This window comes from Novosphingobium anseongense (genome assembly GCF_037482895.1).
Classification (GTDB): domain Bacteria; phylum Pseudomonadota; class Alphaproteobacteria; order Sphingomonadales; family Sphingomonadaceae; genus Novosphingobium; species Novosphingobium anseongense.
Genome location: NZ_JBBHJZ010000001.1, coordinates 1251817 through 1269211, shown reverse-complemented (window position 1 = coordinate 1269211; position 17395 = coordinate 1251817). Strand labels below are relative to the sequence as shown.

General features: G+C 67.1%; 15 protein-coding genes. 11 read left to right on the top strand and 4 right to left on the bottom strand.

Annotated features, from left to right (window positions below; translation table 11 throughout):
• Position 1 precedes the first annotated feature (1 nt).
• The 3 genes from WG901_RS06080 (at position 2) to WG901_RS06070 (ending at position 2809) form a co-directional block, all read left to right on the top strand.
• On the top strand, positions 2-853 hold the full coding sequence (locus tag WG901_RS06080) for a TauD/TfdA dioxygenase family protein (RefSeq protein ID WP_339586112.1): 852 nt from the start codon (positions 2-4) through the stop codon (positions 851-853).
• 131 nt (positions 854-984) lie between these two features.
• Positions 985-1833 (top strand): TauD/TfdA dioxygenase family protein, encoded by an 849-nt coding sequence (locus WG901_RS06075; RefSeq protein ID WP_339586111.1) that lies wholly within the window; start codon positions 985-987, stop codon positions 1831-1833.
• Positions 1834-1927: 94 nt separating this feature from the next.
• The gene (locus tag WG901_RS06070) at positions 1928-2809 is read left to right on the top strand and encodes an SDR family NAD(P)-dependent oxidoreductase (RefSeq protein ID WP_339586110.1); all 882 of its coding nucleotides are present in this window, start codon (positions 1928-1930) and stop codon (positions 2807-2809) included.
• A 10-nt stretch (positions 2810-2819) separates the two neighbouring features.
• On the opposite strand, the gene WG901_RS06065 is transcribed toward WG901_RS06070, so the two are convergent.
• Entirely contained in the window at positions 2820-4865 is a 2046-nt protein-coding gene (locus WG901_RS06065) for a molybdopterin-containing oxidoreductase family protein (protein WP_339586109.1), read from the bottom strand.
• 86 nt (positions 4866-4951) lie between these two features.
• Here WG901_RS06065 and WG901_RS06060 point away from each other — a divergent pair, with 86 nt between their 5' ends.
• The 6 genes from WG901_RS06060 to ligA all read left to right on the top strand — a co-directional run bounded on the left by WG901_RS06060 (position 4952) and on the right by ligA (position 12018).
• Complete coding sequence (locus WG901_RS06060; protein ID WP_339586108.1) at positions 4952-5515, top strand: TetR/AcrR family transcriptional regulator; 564 nt, start codon at positions 4952-4954, stop codon at positions 5513-5515.
• A 1-nt stretch (position 5516) separates the two neighbouring features.
• Positions 5517-6806, top strand: a complete 1290-nt coding sequence (locus WG901_RS06055; protein WP_339586107.1) for a hypothetical protein — start codon at positions 5517-5519, stop codon at positions 6804-6806.
• 69 nt (positions 6807-6875) lie between these two features.
• Complete coding sequence (locus WG901_RS06050) at positions 6876-7673, top strand: outer membrane protein assembly factor BamD (RefSeq protein ID WP_339586106.1); 798 nt, start codon at positions 6876-6878, stop codon at positions 7671-7673.
• A gap of 65 nt (positions 7674-7738) precedes the next feature.
• The gene (locus tag WG901_RS06045; RefSeq protein WP_339586105.1) at positions 7739-8182 is read left to right on the top strand and encodes an RrF2 family transcriptional regulator; all 444 of its coding nucleotides are present in this window, start codon (positions 7739-7741) and stop codon (positions 8180-8182) included.
• A gap of 36 nt (positions 8183-8218) precedes the next feature.
• Entirely contained in the window at positions 8219-9883 is a 1665-nt protein-coding gene (recN, locus tag WG901_RS06040; protein WP_339586104.1) for a DNA repair protein RecN, read from the top strand.
• Positions 9883-12018 carry an NAD-dependent DNA ligase LigA gene (ligA, locus tag WG901_RS06035; RefSeq protein ID WP_339586103.1) on the top strand — a complete coding sequence of 712 codons (2136 nt, stop codon included), beginning with the start codon at positions 9883-9885 and terminating at the stop codon, positions 12016-12018. The genes recN and ligA overlap by 1 nt, the downstream gene beginning before the upstream one ends.
• Positions 12019-12075: 57 nt before the next feature.
• On the opposite strand, the gene WG901_RS06030 is transcribed toward ligA, so the two are convergent.
• The gene (locus WG901_RS06030; protein WP_339586102.1) at positions 12076-12438 is read right to left on the bottom strand and encodes an endonuclease domain-containing protein; all 363 of its coding nucleotides are present in this window, start codon (positions 12436-12438) and stop codon (positions 12076-12078) included.
• Between the two features lie 104 nt (positions 12439-12542).
• Positions 12543-12998, bottom strand: coding sequence for a winged helix-turn-helix transcriptional regulator (locus WG901_RS06025; protein ID WP_339586101.1), 456 nt, complete (start codon positions 12996-12998; stop codon positions 12543-12545).
• A 69-nt stretch (positions 12999-13067) separates the two neighbouring features.
• Here WG901_RS06025 and WG901_RS06020 point away from each other — a divergent pair, with 69 nt between their 5' ends.
• Positions 13068-13868: an SDR family NAD(P)-dependent oxidoreductase gene (locus WG901_RS06020; RefSeq protein ID WP_339586100.1), complete on the top strand. Its 801-nt coding sequence runs from the start codon at positions 13068-13070 to the stop codon at positions 13866-13868.
• Between the two features lie 85 nt (positions 13869-13953).
• Positions 13954-15102, top strand: coding sequence for a sterol desaturase family protein (locus WG901_RS06015; protein WP_339586099.1), 1149 nt, complete (start codon positions 13954-13956; stop codon positions 15100-15102).
• Positions 15103-15150: 48 nt separating this feature from the next.
• On the opposite strand, the gene WG901_RS06010 is transcribed toward WG901_RS06015, so the two are convergent.
• Positions 15151-17352: a TonB-dependent receptor gene (locus WG901_RS06010; protein ID WP_339586098.1), complete on the bottom strand. Its 2202-nt coding sequence runs from the start codon at positions 17350-17352 to the stop codon at positions 15151-15153.
• Positions 17353-17395 lie beyond the last annotated feature (43 nt).

The following is a 17395-nucleotide window of genomic DNA, read 5'->3' as shown; positions in this document are numbered from 1 at the left end:
CATGGCCACCGCCGCCAAGACCCGCCTTTCCGTCGAGGACATCAAGCCCGGGATCGGCAGCCGCATTCTCAACAGCAAGGAAGAGCTGCTCCGCGGCGAAAACGCCGAAGAGCTGCGCGATCTGCTCGAGCAGCGCGGCGTCCTGGTCTTCCCGCAGGTCAACTTCACCGACGAGGAGCAGGTCGCCTTCACCAAGACGCTCGGCACTTTCGCGCCGGAGATGACCGACAAGGGCGGTGAGGACAAGGTCCACCCGATCACCCTCGACGAGAAGGTCAACCCGAGCTCGGCGATCTACCTCAAGGGTTCGCTGTTCTGGCACATCGACGGCACGATGAACCAGATGCCGATCCGCGCCTCGCTGCTGCGCTGTGTCGTTCCGTCGCCCAAGGGTACGGGCAACACCGGCGTCGCCAACACCTATGCCGCCTACGACGCGCTGCCCGAGGACAAGAAGGCCGAGTTCGACGGCTACCGCGTCCGTCACGGCGCCTGGCCGACCCTGATGTACTGGAACCCGGAGCCCAACCAGGAACTGCTCGAGCGCATGCAGAGCATCGGCGACGTCGAGATCCCGCTGGTCTGGAACCACGAGTCCGGCCGCAAGTCGCTGGTCATCGGCAACACCGCGCACACGATCGTCGGCAAGGACCACTTCGAGAGCGTCCGCATCCTCAACTGGCTGCGCGAGTGGGCGACGCAGGAGCAGTTCGTCTACAGCCACGAGTGGTCGGTCGGCGACATGATCATCTGGGACAACACCGGCACGATGCACCGCGCCGAAGCCTATGATCCCGCCACGGGCCGCATGATGGTGCGCACCAAGCTGGAAGGCGAAGAGCCGCTCGTCTGAGCGCCTTCGTTCGCAACGTTCGCAGCGGCCGTCCTCGCGAGAGGGCGGCCGTTTCGCGTTGACGCTCGCGCGCGTCGCGCTGTACAAGTGTTCAACAACAAGGCCCGCAAGGCTTATGGGAGAACACGAAGATGGCGACAGCCGTATCCTCACGCTGGGAAGTCACCGACGTCGCGCCGAAGATCGGCTCGGCCATCCACACCGACAAGGCGACGCTGCTTTCGGGCGAGCGCGCGAGCGAAATTCGTGAGCTCATGGAGCGCCGCGGGGTCATCGTCTTCCCCGAGATCAACCTGACCGATGACGAGCAGATCGCCTTCACCCACACGCTCGGCACTTTCGCGCACGAGGATGGTGAGGCGGCCGGCGGCAAGGATGCGGTCTATCCGATCACGATGGATTCGAGCATCAACCCGATCGCCGAATACCTCAAGGGCGCCTTCTTCTGGCACCTCGACGGGACGATGTCGGACAAGCCGATCCTCGCCTCGATCATGAGCGCGCGTGCGCTAGCGCCCGTCGGCGGCGAGACCGACTTCTGCAACACCTATGCCGCCTGGGACGAACTGCCCGAGGACGAGAAGGCGCAGATCGAGGGCCTGCAGGTCGACCATGCGATGTGGCGTTCGCAGCTCTACGTGAACCCCGAGCCGAGCTATGCCCTGCTCCAGCAGTGGCAGTCGCGCGGCAAGAACACGCTGCCCTTGGTGTGGAAGCACCGTTCGGGCCGCAAGTCGCTGGTGCTCGGCGCGACCGCGCTTTCGGTGCTCGGCAAGGACCCGACCGAGAGTGAATCGCTGCTCGTCCGTCTGCGCGACTGGGCGACGCAGGAGCGCTTCTCCTACCGCCACACCTGGAAGCTCGGCGACATGGTGATCTGGGACAACACCGGCACCATGCACCGCGCGCTGCCCTATGACCACAAGTCGGGCCGCCTGATGATGCGCACCAAGCTCGAAGGCGAGGAAGCCTTCGCCTGAGGCTTCCCAGAAGGTTGGCGAAGTGCCGGGACGGCATTGACCGTCCCGTGCGCATCCCGCTAACAACCTGACGAATCTTTTCAGGGAGAGCAGTATGAGCCAGCCACCAGTCGCGATCGTCACCGGTTCGAGCCGCGGCGCGGGCAGGGGGATCGCCACGGCGCTGGGTTCGCATGGCGCCACGGTCTACGTCACGGGGCGCTCGCAGAAGGAAGGCGACGCCTCGATGCCGGGGACGATCCACGCCACCGCCGCCGAGGTCACCGCGGCCGGCGGCAAGGGTATCGCCGTCGCCTGCGACAGCAGCAAGGACGAGGAGGTCGGCGCGCTGGTCGAGCAGGTCATCGCCGAGCAAGGCCGCGTTGACATCCTGATCAACAACGCCTGCGCCATCTACGACGAACTGTCGATGCCCGGAAACTTCTGGGAAAAGCCGCTCAAGATCGGCGACATGATCAACGTCGGCGTGCGTTCGGGCTTCGTCGCCTCGTGGCACGTCGCGCCGCATATGGTGAGGCAGGGCCAAAATGGAAAAACGGGCGGCCTGATCCTGTTCACCTCGTCGCCCGGGGCCATGCATTACTGCTTCGGCCCCGCCTATGGCGCGCACAAGGCCGGCCTGGACAAGATGGCCTTCGACATGGGCGTCGATTTCGCCGATGCCGGTTCCAAGGTCGCCGCCGTGTCGATCTGGATGGGCGCGCTGACCTCCGAACGCCTGCTCGAGATGATAGCGGCCGAGCCCGAGAAGTTCAAACACCTCGAAGGCCAGCTCGAGTCCACCGGCCTCACCGGTCATGTCGCATGGGCGCTCTTCAACGATCCCAAGCTGCTCGACTACAACGGCAAGACCCTGGTCGGCGCGGACATGGCCAAGCACTACGGCATCACCGACCTCGGCGGTCAGTTCGCGCCCTCGTTCCGCGAGCAGACCGGCATAGCGCCCGCGGAGTACGGGGCCTACAAGGTGAAGTGAGCGCGGTGGCTCAGGCCGCCACCGGCTCCACCGCGATCGGGATCCCCGTATAGAGCACCATGCCGGTCAGCCGATCGACCTCCTCGACGCTGGTCAGCAGGTTGACGTTCGCTGCCTCGTGCCCGTGCGGAATCGAGGCGACGCCGCGGCGGATCGTATCGCTGACGTTCGCGGTCAGCACGATCTCGCCGCGCCTCGTGCTCACGCGCACCGCGTCGCCGTGGGCGATGCCGTTGGCCTCGGCATCGGCGGGGTGGAGGATGATGTCCGCGGGGCTCCCCAGGAAGCTCAGCGCAGCGTTCAACTTGCGGCGCTGGCGGCGCGAGATGAAGCACAGCGGGCGCGGCTGGCCCAGCGCGGCCTGGTCCTCGGCGCGCAGTTCCTGCCAGAAGCCGACCAGCGCCGGCGGCGCGAGCTTCCAGCCGCCCATGCGTTCGATGTGGGCATCGACCCAGATGCCCGGAAACTCCAGCGGCAGCACCACCGCGCCGTTTGCCGCGACCTCTTCGTAGCTGGCGCGCGCATGGGGCATCAGCGCGGCGAGCATCGCCTCGTCGGCGCCCTGCTGGAGATCGCTCTCGGGCACGTAGTCGGGCAGGGGCAAACCGACGCGCTTCATGATCTGCGCGATCACCCACCAGGCCGAGCGCCGTTCGCCCTGCGGTTCGACCAGCGCCGGCGTATGCAGCATCGACAAACTGCCCGAGAGCGTGTCCCAGAAGGCGATGTCGGGGCGTTCGACCTGGTCCTTGGTCGGCAGCACATGGGTCGAGAGCGCGGTCGTCTCGTTGGCGATGATCTCGAAGGTGACGTGGAGGTCGAGGCTTTCGAGCTGCGGCGTCAGCACGTTGGCATCGGGGAACGAGCGCAGCAGCGCGCCGCCGAAGTTCATCAGCGCGCGGATATTGCCCGCTTCGATCTCACCGGGCAGCGCCGCGCAGGGCCAGTCGCCGAAGATGCCCGAGACTTCGGGCATGGTCGGCGCGCCCGGCGTGAACGGATCGTCGAGCACGGGCAGTTCGAAGGAGTCGAACTGGGTGATGAAGCCCGGGTGAAACCAGGTGCCGCCTGCGCGGTTCATCCGCCCGGTCAGGATATTGATGACCCAGCCGAGCCAGACGGTGACGTTGGCGCTGCGCGACATGGTCACGCCGGTTCCCGTCTCGATCGTGACATGGCCCTTGCGGCGGACCGCGGCGAGGAGGTCGGTCAGGTCCTGTTCGGGCACGCCGGCAATCTGCGCGGCCGTTGCGAGGTCGAAGCCGGCGAGCGCCGCGCGCAACTCTTCCAGACCCTGGATCGGCTGCGCCGGCGTCATCGGCCCGCCGTCGATGATCTCGCGCGCCAGCCAGGCGAGCACGGCATAGTCCTTGCCCGGATAGGGCTGGACGTGACGAGTCGAGAACTTGGCGGTCTCGGTGAATAGCGGGTCGATCGTCCAGACCTCGCCGCGCTTGGCCATGGCGCGGATCGGTCCGGCGGGGTTGAACATGCCGGTGTTATGGCCGTGGCTGACCATCGGGTTGGTGCCGACATAGACGAGCATGTCGCAGGCCTTGTCGTCGGTCTTGGGATTGAGCCCGGGAAACCCGCCGACCTGCATCGCCACGAGCAGCTTGGCCGTGCCGTCGATCGTCAGCGGCGAGAACTTGGGCGGGGCTCCCAATGCCTTGTAGAACGTATCGACCAGGCGATAGCCCGAGGCGTCCATGCCCAGCCCGCTGCCGAAATAGACGCCCACCGCGTTGGGCCCGTGCGCGTCGATCACGCCGCGCAGCTTGGCGGCGATATCGTCGAGCGCCTCGTTCCAACTCACCTCCACCAGTGCGCCCTGCTTGCGCATCATCGGGCGGGTGATCGCATCGGGGTGATGGTGGATGCCGCCGATCGCGCGACCCTTGGGGCAGGAATAGCCCTGGCTCAGCGGATGCTCGCGGTCGGCGCGAATCTTGACGATCTGCTCGATGCCGGCCTCGTCCCGGGCGACATCGATCACCATGCCGCACTGGTTCGTGCAGATGCGGCAATAGGTCTTCTTGCTGACCGCATTTTCCACGGCCGTTCTCCCCAAAATCCCAATAAGTGGTCAATCGGCCACTTACGATACCTTGTCAACGGGAAGCACTCTGATAGGCCGGGGCGATGGAGTCCGTTCTCGCCGCCAAGCCCGAGCCGAAGCGCCGGAATCTCGAGCAGACGCGCGCGCGCATCCTCGCGGCGGCCGCCGACGTCTTCACGCGCTCGGGCTATGCCCAGGCCGGGCTCCGCGAGATCGCGGTGGAGGCGCAGGTCGCACCCTCGCTGGTCAGCCGCTACTTCGGTTCCAAGGCGGCGCTGTTCGAGGAGGCGTTGGTCCACGTCCTGCGCACCAATTCCGTGTTCACCTGGCAGAAGATCGGCTTCGGCGAGGCGATGGCGCGGCTGATCCCCGAGCGCAGCAACACGAACATCACCGTCATGCTGGTGACGGCGCTGGCCGATCCCGAGGCCAAGGAGATCGCGCGCCGCGTATCGCGCGAACACATGATCCAGCCGCTGGTCGACTGGCTCGGCCCGCCGCATGCGCTCGAGCGCGCGATGGACATGTTCTCGCTTATGACCGGCTTCGTCATCCAGATGGACGGGCTCTATCCAGAGACGATCCCCGAGCATTCGCTTCGCTGGCTCGCGCGTTCGCTGCAGGCGATCGTCGACGGCGAGGACTGACATGATCGAAGACTTCGCGACCGGCCGGGCCACGGGTCTGGCGATGCCGAGCCATCCCGCGGCGCTGCGCGAGGCCGGTGCCGAGTTCCTCACGCGGGCGTTTCACGCCTTCGGCTCGCTGCCGTCAGACAACGCCGTTGCGCGGTTCGTTGCGGTCGAGCCGTGTCATGCCGGCAATTCGGGGCAGAAGCTGCTGCTGTCGGTCGAATATGCGCAGCCCGATCCCGCGCTGCACACCGACCTTTTCGTCAAGCTGTCGCGCGATTTCGCCGACGCTTTCCGGGATCGCCGGCGCTACGAGCTCGAAGCCGAAGTGCGCCTTGCTGAACTCGCCCGGCTGTCGTCTTTCCCGGTTGCGGTGGCGAGGCCCTATTTTGCCGACTTCGATCCCGACACCGGTTCTGGCCTGCTCATCACCCAGCAGATCGCCTTTGGCGAACAGGGTCTCGAACCGCTGCGCGCGAAGTGCCGCGATCACGAGCTGACCAACGCGCTCGAACACTACCAGGCGACCGTGACCGCGCTTGCGGCGCTCGCCGCTGCGCAGCATCGGGGCGCGCTGTCGCCCGAACTCGAACGGCTGTTCCCGTGGGACCGGACCGCCGCCGCCGCCGACCTGCCGATCCCGCAGGGGCCCGAACAGATCCGCGCCAAGGTCGCCGCGATCGGCGCGCTGGTGCAGGGCAGCCCGCAGCTCTTCCCGGCCGCGGTCCGCGATCCTGGCTTCGTCGAGCGGCTCGAACGCGACGCTCTGGCTTTGCTCCGCCACGAGGCTGCCGTGCGCCGCTTCCTCCACGCCGATCCGCGCTTCGTCGCGCTGACCCACTGGAACACCAACATCGACAACGCCTGGTTCTGGCGCGACGCGGGCGGCGTGCTCCGCTGCGGCCTGCTCGACTGGGGCATGGCCCGCCAGATGAACCTCGCTTACGGTCTCTGGGGCGGGCTCTCGGCCGCAGAGGGCACGATGATCGCGGCGCATCTCGACGATTTGCTGACCCTGTTCGCGCGCGAACTCGCGGGGCATGGCGGACCCGACTTGCCGCGCGACCTGCTGGATATTCATTTCGACCTGTCGGTCGCCATGCTCGGTCTCGCACTGATGCTCGATTTCCCCGCGCTGCTCGCCGCGCGCCTGCCCGAAGCGGCACAGGCGGCCGGCCCGCGCGACCCGCTGATCGACCGCGATCCTGTGGTCCGCGGCTTTCTTCACGTCTCGACCAATTTCCTCGATCTCTGGGCGCGGCGCGATTTCGGCGCGAGCCTGACGGCGATGCTGGCGCTGCGGTAGGTTCGTGGCTGTAGACACCCTTCGCAACTTCACTTGGCGTTCAGCACACCGCTGGTTATAGACCCCGCCATGCTCGATCGATCGCCGCTGAAACTCACCGTCCTTGCCATCGCCACCGGCGCCATGCTGCTCACCGCGGGTTGCGGCGGGCGCGGGGGCAAGAACCGCGATACCGCCTATGTCGCGCGCGACGTCGATACGCTCTATGCGGCGGCCAAGTCCCGGCTCGATCGTGGCGATACCCGCCAGGCGGCAGCTCTGTTCGACGAGGTCGAGCGCCAGCATCCCTATTCGCCCTGGGCGCGCCGCGCGCAGCTGATGAGCGCTTTCAGCTATTACGTGGCGCGCGACTATACCAAGTCGATCCAGTCGTCGCAGCGCTTCCTGTCGATCCATCCGGGCAACAAGGACGCGCCTTACGCCTATTACCTGATCGCGCTCTGCTATTACGAGCAGATCAGCGACGTGACCCGCGACCAGAAGATCACGCTCCAGGCCAAGACCGCGCTGACCGAAGTCACGCGCCGCTATCCCAACACGCGCTATGCCAGCGATGCGCGGCTCAAGATCGATCTCGTCAACGATCACCTTGCGGGCAAGGAAATGACGATCGGCCGGCTCTACGAGCGCACGGGCCGCTGGGTCGCCGCGACCTTGCGCTTCCGCAATGTCGTCGACAATTATCAGACGACCAGCCATGCGCCCGAGGCTCTGTTCCGCCTGGTCGAAACCTACCTGTCGCTCGGCGTGCCCGAGGAAGCGCAGAAGGCCGCGGCCGTTCTCGGCAACAACTATCCCGACAGCGAGTGGTACAAGAAAGCCTACGAGCTGATGAGCCAGCACGCGCCGGGCACCACTGCGAGCTGATTTTCTTCAGGACTTTCTACTCCCCAAGTTGACATTTCCGACTGGGGCGCGCTGAGTGCGGGCACATGCTTTCGCAGAAGACTCGCTATACGATCCGCGCATTGCAGCATCTGTCCGACACCTGGCGGCAGGGACCCGTGCGTCTGGATTCCATCGCCGAAGCCCAGAACATTCCGCGCAAGTTCCTCACCGTGATCCTCTCGGAGATGGTGCGCGAAGGCCTGGTCATCTCGCACCGCGGTCGCGAGGGCGGCTACGAGCTGGCGCTGAACCCGATCGACGTCCGCTATGGCGACATCATCCGTCTGACCCGCGGCAGCCTCGCGCTCGTGCCCTGCGCCGCGCGCAATGCGCACGAGCATTGCAACAACTGCCTGCCCGAGGCCGAATGCCGCCTGCGCGGACTGATGCTGACCCTGCGCGACGAGATGGCCGCCATGCTCGACAAGGTTTCGCTCGCCGATCCGATCCAACTCGTGCCGCCTTTCGAAGGCGTCGAAGTCGAGTGACGATCTGATTTCGCTGAGCTAGAACGTCCCGCGAACATGCTGACCCGCCTTTCCATCCGCAACATCGTCCTGATCGAGGCGCTGGACCTCGATTTCGCGCGCGGTCTCGGCGTGCTCACCGGTGAGACCGGCGCGGGCAAGTCGATCCTGCTCGATGCGCTGGGGCTCGTCCTGGGCAACCGCGCCGACAGCGGCCTGGTCCGCGCGGGCGAGGACAAGGCGAGCGTCACCGCGAGCTTCGAATTCGCGGCCTTGCCGTCCGGTATTGCCAAGCTGCTCGACGATGCGGAGATCGAGATCGAGCCGGGCGAGCCGTTGATCGTCAAGCGCCAGCTCAAGGCAGATGGCGGCTCCAAGGCTTTCCTCAACGACCAGCCCGTCGGCGTCGCCTTGTTGCGCGAGCTGGCCAGCTATCTTGTCGAGCTGCACGGCCAGCACGACGATCGCGGTCTGGTCAATCCGCGCGGGCACCGCGCTTTGGTCGATCGCTATGCGCGCGCCGATGCTGCCGGGCTCGAGGCGGCCTGGCGCACCTGGCGCGCGGCCGAGGAGGCGCTGGCCTCGGCACGCGGGCGGCTTGAACAGGCCGCGGCGGACCAGGATCTGCTGCTCGCGCATCTCGCCGAGCTGACCACGCTCGCGCCCGAAGCCGGCGAGGAGGAAGAGCTCGCCGAGCAGCGTGCGACGATGCAGAAGGGCGAGAAGCTCTCCGACGATCTCGCCGAGCTCCAGCATCTGTGGAGCGGATCGGATTCGGCGCTCGCGGCCCTGCGCGGCGCGGCGCGGCGGCTCGATCGCATCGCCGGCGAGCATCCGCTGCTGGCAGAGGCGCTCGAATCGCTCGATCGCGCCGTGATCGAGGCGGGTGAGGCCGAGGACCGCATCGGTCGCGCGGTCGAGGCGCTGTCGTTCGATCCCGCCGCGCTCGATCGCATCGAGACGCGGTTGTTCGAGCTGCGCGCCGCCGCGCGCAAGCACGGCTGCCAGGTCGACGATCTGCCCGGCCGCATGCTGACGATGCGCGCCGCGCTCGACGCGATCGAGGGCGGCGAGGCCGAGATCGCCGGGCTCGAACAGGCCGCGCAGGTCGCCGCGCTCGACTATGGCGCCAAGGCCGAGGCGCTGTCGGTCACGCGCATCGAGGCGGCACAGCGGCTCGACAAGGCGGTCGCCGCCGAACTCGCGCCGCTCAAGCTCGACGCCGCGCGCTTCCGCACGGCCGTGCTGCGCCTGCCCGAAGACCGCTGGGGCCCCGGCGGCATGGACGCGGTCGAATTCCTCATCGCGACCAATCCGGGCGCGGACTTCGCCCCGCTCAACAAGATCGCCTCGGGCGGCGAGCTCTCGCGCTTCATCCTCGCGCTCAAGGTCGCGCTCGCCGAAGAGGGCGGCGCGGCGACGGTGATCTTCGACGAGATCGACCGCGGCGTCGGCGGCGCCGTCGCTTCGGCGATCGGCGATCGTCTGGCGCGACTGGCGTCGGATGGCCAGCTCCTCGCGGTCACGCACAGTCCGCAGGTCGCGGCGCGCGGCAACCGCCACTACGTCATCGCCAAGTCGAGCGAGGGCACGGTCACCCGCACCGGCGTGGCCCTGCTCGACGCCGCCGGCCGCCAGGAGGAAATCGCGCGCATGCTCTCTGGCGCCGAGATCACGGCTGAGGCAAGGGCGCAGGCCGACCGATTGCTAGAGGGCGTGTGATGGAGATCCCCGAGGCCGAAGCCGCCAACGAACTGATGCGGCTTGCCAGGCAGATCGCGCGCGCGGACCGGCTCTACCACGCCGAGGACGCGCCCGAGATCAGCGATGCCGAGTACGACGCGCTCGTGCGCCGCAATGCCGAACTCGAGGCGGCCTTCCCGCAACTGATCCGCGCCGACAGCCCGAGCCGCAAGGTCGGCCACGAGATCGCCGCTTCGCCGCTGAGCAAGGTGGCGCACGAGGTTCGCATGATGAGCCTCGACAACGCCTTCTCCGACGAGGAGGTCGAGGAATTCGTCGCGCGCGTCCGCCGCTTCCTGGCGCTGCCCGAGGACGCGCCGGTGACGATGACCGCCGAGGACAAGATCGACGGCCTGTCGTGCTCGCTGCGCTACGAGGACGGCAAGCTGGTGCGCGCGGCCACGCGCGGCGACGGTCAGGTCGGCGAGGACGTCACGCCGAACGTCGCGCACATTCCCGACATTCCGCAGGAGCTGCGCGGCAACGGCGCGATCAAGCCGCCCGCGGTCTTCGAGGTGCGCGGTGAGGTCTATATGGACAAGGCCGCCTTCCTCGCGCTCAACGAACAACTGATGGCCGAGGGCCGGGCGCTCGCCGAGAGCAAGGGCGAGGACTTCGATCCGGCCAAGGTCCGCCAGTTCGCCAATCCGCGCAATGCTGCGGCGGGATCGCTGCGGCAGAAGGACGCGAGCATCACCGCCAGGCGCCCGCTGCGCTTCCTGGCGCACGGCTGGGGCGCGGTCAGCGAGGTGCCCGCGGCGACGCAGTTCGGCGTCATGGGCCAGATCGCCGAGTGGGGCGTGCCCGTCTCGCGGCTGCTCGTGCGCTGCGCCACGGTCGAGGAGGTGCTGCAGCATTACCGCAGCATTCGCGAGCTGCGACCGAACCTGCCCTATGACATCGACGGCGTGGTCTACAAGGTCGACAGCCTCGACTGGCAAGGCCGGCTCGGCTTCGTCGCCAAGGCGCCGCGCTGGGCGATGGCGCACAAGTTCCCCGCGGAAAAGGCCGAAACGACGATCGAGGCGATCGACATCCAGGTCGGCCGCACGGGCAAGCTGACCCCGGTGGGGCGGCTCAAGCCCGTGCTCGTCGGCGGGGTCACCGTCACCAACGTGACGCTGCACAACCGCGACGAGATCGGCCGGCTCGGCCTGCGCGTGGGCGACCGCATCGTCCTCCAGCGCGCGGGCGACGTGATCCCCCAGGTGGTCGAGAATCTGACGCGCGAGGAACCGCGCGCGGCCTACCACTTCCCCGACCACTGCCCCGAGTGCCAGTCCGAAGCCGTCGCCGAGGAGGGCGAGGTCGACGTGCGCTGCACGGGCGGCCTGATCTGCCCGGCGCAGCGGACCGAACGCCTGCGCCATTTCGTCAGCCGCGGCGCGCTCGATATCGAGGGGCTCGGCGACAAGACGATCGCAGAATTCTTCGGCGAGGGCTGGCTCGAAAGCCCCGCCGACATCTTCCGCCTGCGCAAGCGCCGCTCGGAGATCGTCGGGCGCGAGGGGTGGAAGGACAAGTCGGTCGACAACCTGCTCGCGGCGATCGAGGCCAAGCGCACGCCCGACGCGGCGCGGCTGCTGTTCGGCCTCGGCATCCGTCACGTCGGCGCGGTGACCGCGCGCGACCTGATGAAGCGCTTCGTCACCTTGCCCGCACTGCGCGAGGTCGCACAGCAGGCGCGCATCGAGGAAGCCGACCTCGAGGGGAATGTCGCCAACGAGGCCAAGGCCGAACTGCTCTCGATCGAGGGCGTCGGCCCCGTCGTGGTCGAGGCGCTCGGCGACTTCTTCCACGAGCCGCACAACGTCGCGGTCTGGGAAGACCTGCTCTCCGAAGTCTCGCCGCCGCCTTACGTGGTCGAGACCAAGGCCAGTGCGGTCGCGGGCAAGACCGTGGTCTTCACCGGCAAGCTCGAGACGATGAGCCGCGACGAGGCCAAGGCCCAGGCCGAAGCCCTCGGCGCGCGCGCCGCCGGTTCGGTCAGCGCCAAGACCGACCTCGTCGTCGCCGGGCCGGGCGCCGGTTCGAAGCTCAAGCAGGCCGAGAAGTTCGGCATCGACGTGATCGACGAGGCGGCCTGGGCGGAGATCTTCAAGGCGGCGGGGTAGGGGAATTGGGCAAGCCCTTCTCCCGCTGGCGGGAGAAGGATAGCGCAGCTTGCTCCGTCAGGAGCTAGCGGAGCTTGGATGAGGGTGGCCAAGCGCGACCTCCAATGCCCGCAGGACCCCCTCGATGTTTTCCAGCACTTCGTGGTTCCAGTAGCGCGCCACGCGATAGCCCATGCTCTCGAGCAATGCAGTGCGCTGCGCATCGACCGCTGCGCTATGCTGCCCGCCATCGACTTCGACGATCAATCTGGCTGCATGGCACAGGAAATCCGCCACGAACGGTCCCACGGAGACCTGTCTGCGGAACTTCCAGCCCGCGAACCGCCGTGCACGTAGCGCATGCCAGAGATACCGCTCGGCGTCGGTCATGTTGCGCCGAAGCTGGCGCGCGTGCGGACTGGTTCGGCGCGTGATTGCCACCCTCATCCAACTCCGGCTAGGCGCTGACGCGCCAAGCCTGCGTATCCTTCTCCCGCCAGCGGGAGAAGGGTAGCCGGATCCGCATCGGATCAGTTCTCTTAACTTCACCTTGGCGGTGCGTTTTCCTCGGGTGCGACCATGCGGAGTTCCAGTTCGGCCAGCGGCGTGCCGCTGACCCGATCGATAACGATGGGCTCGATTTCGGCACCGGTCGCGCCGTCGGTCATGACATTGAGGCAGCCTTCGCCGAAATGCCGGCGCCCCCAGGCGCCGAGGGCGGACAGGATCGGCAGGAGGTCGCGGCCCCTCTCGGTCAGGACATATTCGTCGCGCGGCGGCCGCTGGCTGTAGCGCCGCTTCTCGAGCAGGCCGTCCTCGGTCAGTGCGGTCAGCCGCCTGGTCAGGATGTTGGGGGCGATGCCCAGGCTGGTGCGGAACTGGTCGAACCGTGTCGCCCCGAAACCCGCATCGCGCAGGATCATCATCGACCAGGTGTCGCCCACGCGCAGCAGTGCACGAGCGAGGGGGCAGGGGCCGGCGGAATATTTTTCGATGTCCATTGCAGAATGATAGCGACATAACTATCAAAATGCAAGTCACTCGACATCGAGTCGAAAAGGAGTTGCGACATGAGCAATATCAACGGCACCGCACTCGTCACGGGCGCCTCGAGCGGGATCGGCGCGGTCTATGCCGATCGACTGGCCAAGCGTGGCCTCGACCTCGTCCTGGTCGCGCGCGACACCGCGCGGATGGAGGGTCTGGCTGAACGTCTGCGCGGCGAGACGGGCGTCGCGATCGAGGTGATCGGCGCCGATCTCACCGCCGATGCCGATGTCGCCAGGATCGAGGCGCGGCTGGCCGCGCGCGACGTCACCCTGTTGATCAACAACGCCGGCATGTCGCTCGATGGCAGCGTGCTCGAGAACGGCCCGGCCGAGCTCGCACGCATCATCGCGCTCAACGTCACCGCACCGACGCGCCTCGCCGCCGCGGCCGCGAAGGCTTTCGTGGCGAAGCAGGAAGGCGCGATCGTCAACATCGCCTCGGTCCTCGCGCTCGCGCCCGAGATGTTCGACGGCGTCTACAGCGGCACCAAGGCCTTCCTGCTCAACCTGAGTCAGGCGCTGTCGGCGCAGCTTGCCGACAAGGGCGTCTACACCCAGGCGGTGCTTCCCGGCGCGACGCGTACCGAGATCTGGGAGCGTTCGGGCAAGGACGTCGATGCCTTTCCGCCCGATTTCGTCATGGGGGTCGACGATCTCGTCGACGCGGCGCTGCTCGGCTTCGATCGGCGCGAGACGATCACGATCCCGCCGCTGCCCGACGAGGGCCAATGGCAGGCGATGCAGGCGGCGCGGCTGGCGATGGCGCCGAATCTGTCGAAGGGCCAGGTCGCCCCGCGCTATCGCGAGGCGGTGACGAACTGAAGATCGGGCCCGGCGGCGCGCAAGCCAGGCTCGCAATGGCGCGCCGCCTGTCCTAGAAGCGTCATGCTTTCGGGGGACGGTGCCGATGATCAAAGACTTCTTCCGCAATCTCGAGCGCGATCTGCAGGCGCCGATCGAGGTGCGCGGGTTCGGCTCGGGCTGGTTCGCTGGCTTCTTCGCGCTGCTTTTCGCGATCTCGGGCTTCGGCATGGTCGTGGCGCTGCGTTATCCGGGCCTTTTCGCGATGCCCGAACTGCAGACGCTCAAGGACTGGCCCGAATTCCGCGTCGCGGTCCACGTCGTGCTGCTGCTGTCCTATGCGCTGTCGCTGCTGTCCTTGCTGCTGCGACCGCGCAAGGCGCTGGGCGTGACGGCGCTGGTCATCGGCCTCGTCGCCGCGCTGATCGGCGGGTCGAACGTCCAGCCCGCCGAGACGCGCGACTGGGGCATTTTCTTCGGGCTCGACTTCTTCATCGTCAACCTGCTCGTCACCGGCTTCATGTTCGCGCCGATCGAGCGGTTCTTCCCGCACCGTGCCGAGCAGCGGCTGTTCCGCATCGAGTGGCGCGAGGACCTGTTCTACTACCTGATCAGCTCGATGATGGTGCAGGCCTTCACCTTCCTCGCGCTGGCGCCGCAGGCCTATGTCAACGCGCAGACCGGCGGCTGGGAAGGCTTCCGCCTGTGGGTCGCCTCGCTGCCGTGGATCGTCCAGTTCCTCGCGGTGGTCGTGCTCTCGGACCTGTTCCAGTATTGGTATCACCGCCTGTTCCACACGGTGCCGTTCCTCTGGGGCTTCCACGCCGTGCACCATTCGGCGCCGGCGATGGACTGGCTGGCGGGCGCGCGCATGCATTTCGTCGAGGTCGTGCTGCTGCGCGGCGTGACCTCGCTGCCGCTGTTCACCCTGGGCTTCAGCCCTTCGGTGATGCAGGCCTATATCGGCTTCGTCTACGTCTACTCGTCGCTGCTTCACGCGAACCTGGGCGGCGATTTCAACCGGCTCGGCCAGTGGGTCGCGACGCCGCGGTTCCACCACTGGCACCACGGGCTCGAGCAGGAGGCGGTCGACGTGAACTTCGCGATCCACCTGCCGTTGCTCGACAAGCTGTTCGGGACGTTCCACCTGCCCGAGAGCCGCTGGCCCAAGGACTACGGCGTGCCCGAGAAGGTGCCCACGGGGTACTGGGCGCAGATGAAGTATCCGTTCGTCAGGAAGCAGTCGAAGGATTGAGGGGCGGTGGGAATTGGGGAGCCGTGCGAACGACTCCCCAAGCCACATTCAGAACTTGTAGGTCGCTTCCACGCCCCAGCGCCGTGGTGGCGCCTGGTAGAGGTTGGTGAACAGCGTGCCGACATAGGTCGCGGTCAGCGAATACTTCTCGTTGGTCAGGTTCTTGACCCAGGCCGACAGCTTGAGGTCGTTGTTGCCTTCGGGCGACCAGGTCAGGCTGGCATCGACCAGGTGATAGGCCGCGGCAAAGTAGTTGCCCGGATCGTTGGCCGGGGTCTTGCCGCTGTAGTTGAGCGAGGCGCGGCTGGTGATGACGCCGCCCGAACCCAGGTCGAGGTCGTGGGTGAAGGCCAGCGTATAGGTCCACTTCGGCGCGCGGATCAGCTGCTTGCCGCTCAGGTTCGTGGTCGTGCCCGGCAGGATGTAGTCTTTGTATTTGGCGTCGAGGTAGCCCAGGTTCGCGGTCAGCGCGAGGTTGGCGAAGGGCAGGAAGGTGGTTTCGATCTCCGCGCCGTTGACCGTCGCCTTGGCGACATTGGCAATGAAGTTGACCAGGCCCTGGTTCACCGTGCGCTGAAGGCCGTCGTACTGGTTGTGGAAGGCGGCCAGGTTGACCCGCGCCTTGCCGTCGAGGAACTCGGTCTTGATGCCGCCTTCTAGCGCCTTGACGACTTCCTGGTCGTAGGGACCCGCGGATTCGTTGGCCGCGGCGGGATTGGCCGGGTTGAACCGAGCGCCGGTCGTGCGGATGTTGTAGCCGCCCGAGCGAAAACCCTTGGTCCAGCTGGCATAGACCAGCACGTCGTCGGTCGCTTTCCAGCTCAGGCCGACCTTGGGGGCGAAGTTTTTCCACACGGTCGAGCCTTCGTCGGTCAGGCTGCAGACGAGCTGGACCGTGCACTCGTTCGTGCGGCCCGTCGCCGCGCGCTTCTTTTCCCAGGTGTAACGACCGCCGGCGGTGACGAAGAAACCGGGCACCACCTCGTAGTCGCCCTGGGCAAAGACCGACCAGGTGTGGTGGTTGAGCACGCCGCGCGAGCGCTGGTTCGAAGCGCCGAAGAAGAACACATGGTAGAACTGCTCCATGCGCTGTTCGAAGTAGTAGGCGCCGATCGTATAGTCGAGCTTGCCGCCGAGCGCCTTGCCGGCATAGCGCAGCTCGGAGCTGAACTGGTGCTGGCTCATCTGGTTGATCGCGCGCGCGGTCTCGCTCTGCGAACCGTCGGTGTCGCCGGTCGAGAAGTAGTCGACCTTGCGATAGCCGGTGATCGAGGTGAGGGTGCCGCCGCCCAGCTCGACGTTGGCGTCGAGCACGGCCTGCTTCCACTCGATGTCGGTATCGCCCTGGAAGTTGTTCGAGAGGTTCTCGGCGCCCTTCGGCTCGCGGATGCCCTGCTGGAACAGGAGCTGCGCGGGATCCTCGATGAAGCGGCTGGCGACGCCGTCGCCGTCGGTCTTGCCGTATTCGCCGATCAGCGTGATGTCGACCGCGCTCGACGGGCGGAAGCGGATCATCGGGCGGACCGCGAAGGTCTCGTCGGCGCCGTGGCGCCTGCCGGTGGTCAGGTTGTGCCAGTCGCCGTCATAGTCGCTGTATTGCGCGAAGACCTTCGCGGCGACGGTTTCCGACAGCGGACCCTCGATGCCCGCGGCCAGGACCTTGCGGTTGCCGCTGCCCGAGCCGATGCGGAAGATCCCGCCGAACTCGCCCTCGGGCCGGCGCGAGCGCATGACCACGGCGCCACCGGTGACGTTGCGGCCGAACAGCGTGCCCTGCGGGCCGCGCAGCACTTCGACCGATTCCAGGTCGAGCGTTTCCTGCAGGCCGCCCAGGTTGGCGCCGATGTAGATGCCGTCGACGAAAGTGCCGACCGTGGGCTCGACCGAGGCGATCGTCGAGTTGAAGCCCATGCCGCGGATCGTGTAGTTCGACACGCCCGGGAAGGCGCCGCCGTCGTCGAGGCGCACGTTGGGCATGGTCATGCCGATGTCGGTCAGGTCCTGCGCGAACATGGCCTCGATCTGTGCGCCGCTGACCGCCGTCAGCGCGATCGGCACGTCCTGCGCGCGCTCGGCGGCACCCTTCTTGCGCGCACGGACCACTATGTCGTCGATCAGCGCCGCGGCCGAACCCTGACGGGCCTCGCTTTCCTGCGCTGCGGGCGCCGAAGTCGTGTCCTGAGCTTGCGCCGGTGCCGTGAAAAGCACCAAGGATGCGCTGGCAAGCAGCGCCATTTTCGTGTGTTGCATGATCCCCCTCCGTATCGTTTTGTTTCCGTTGCTTGCGGCGCGC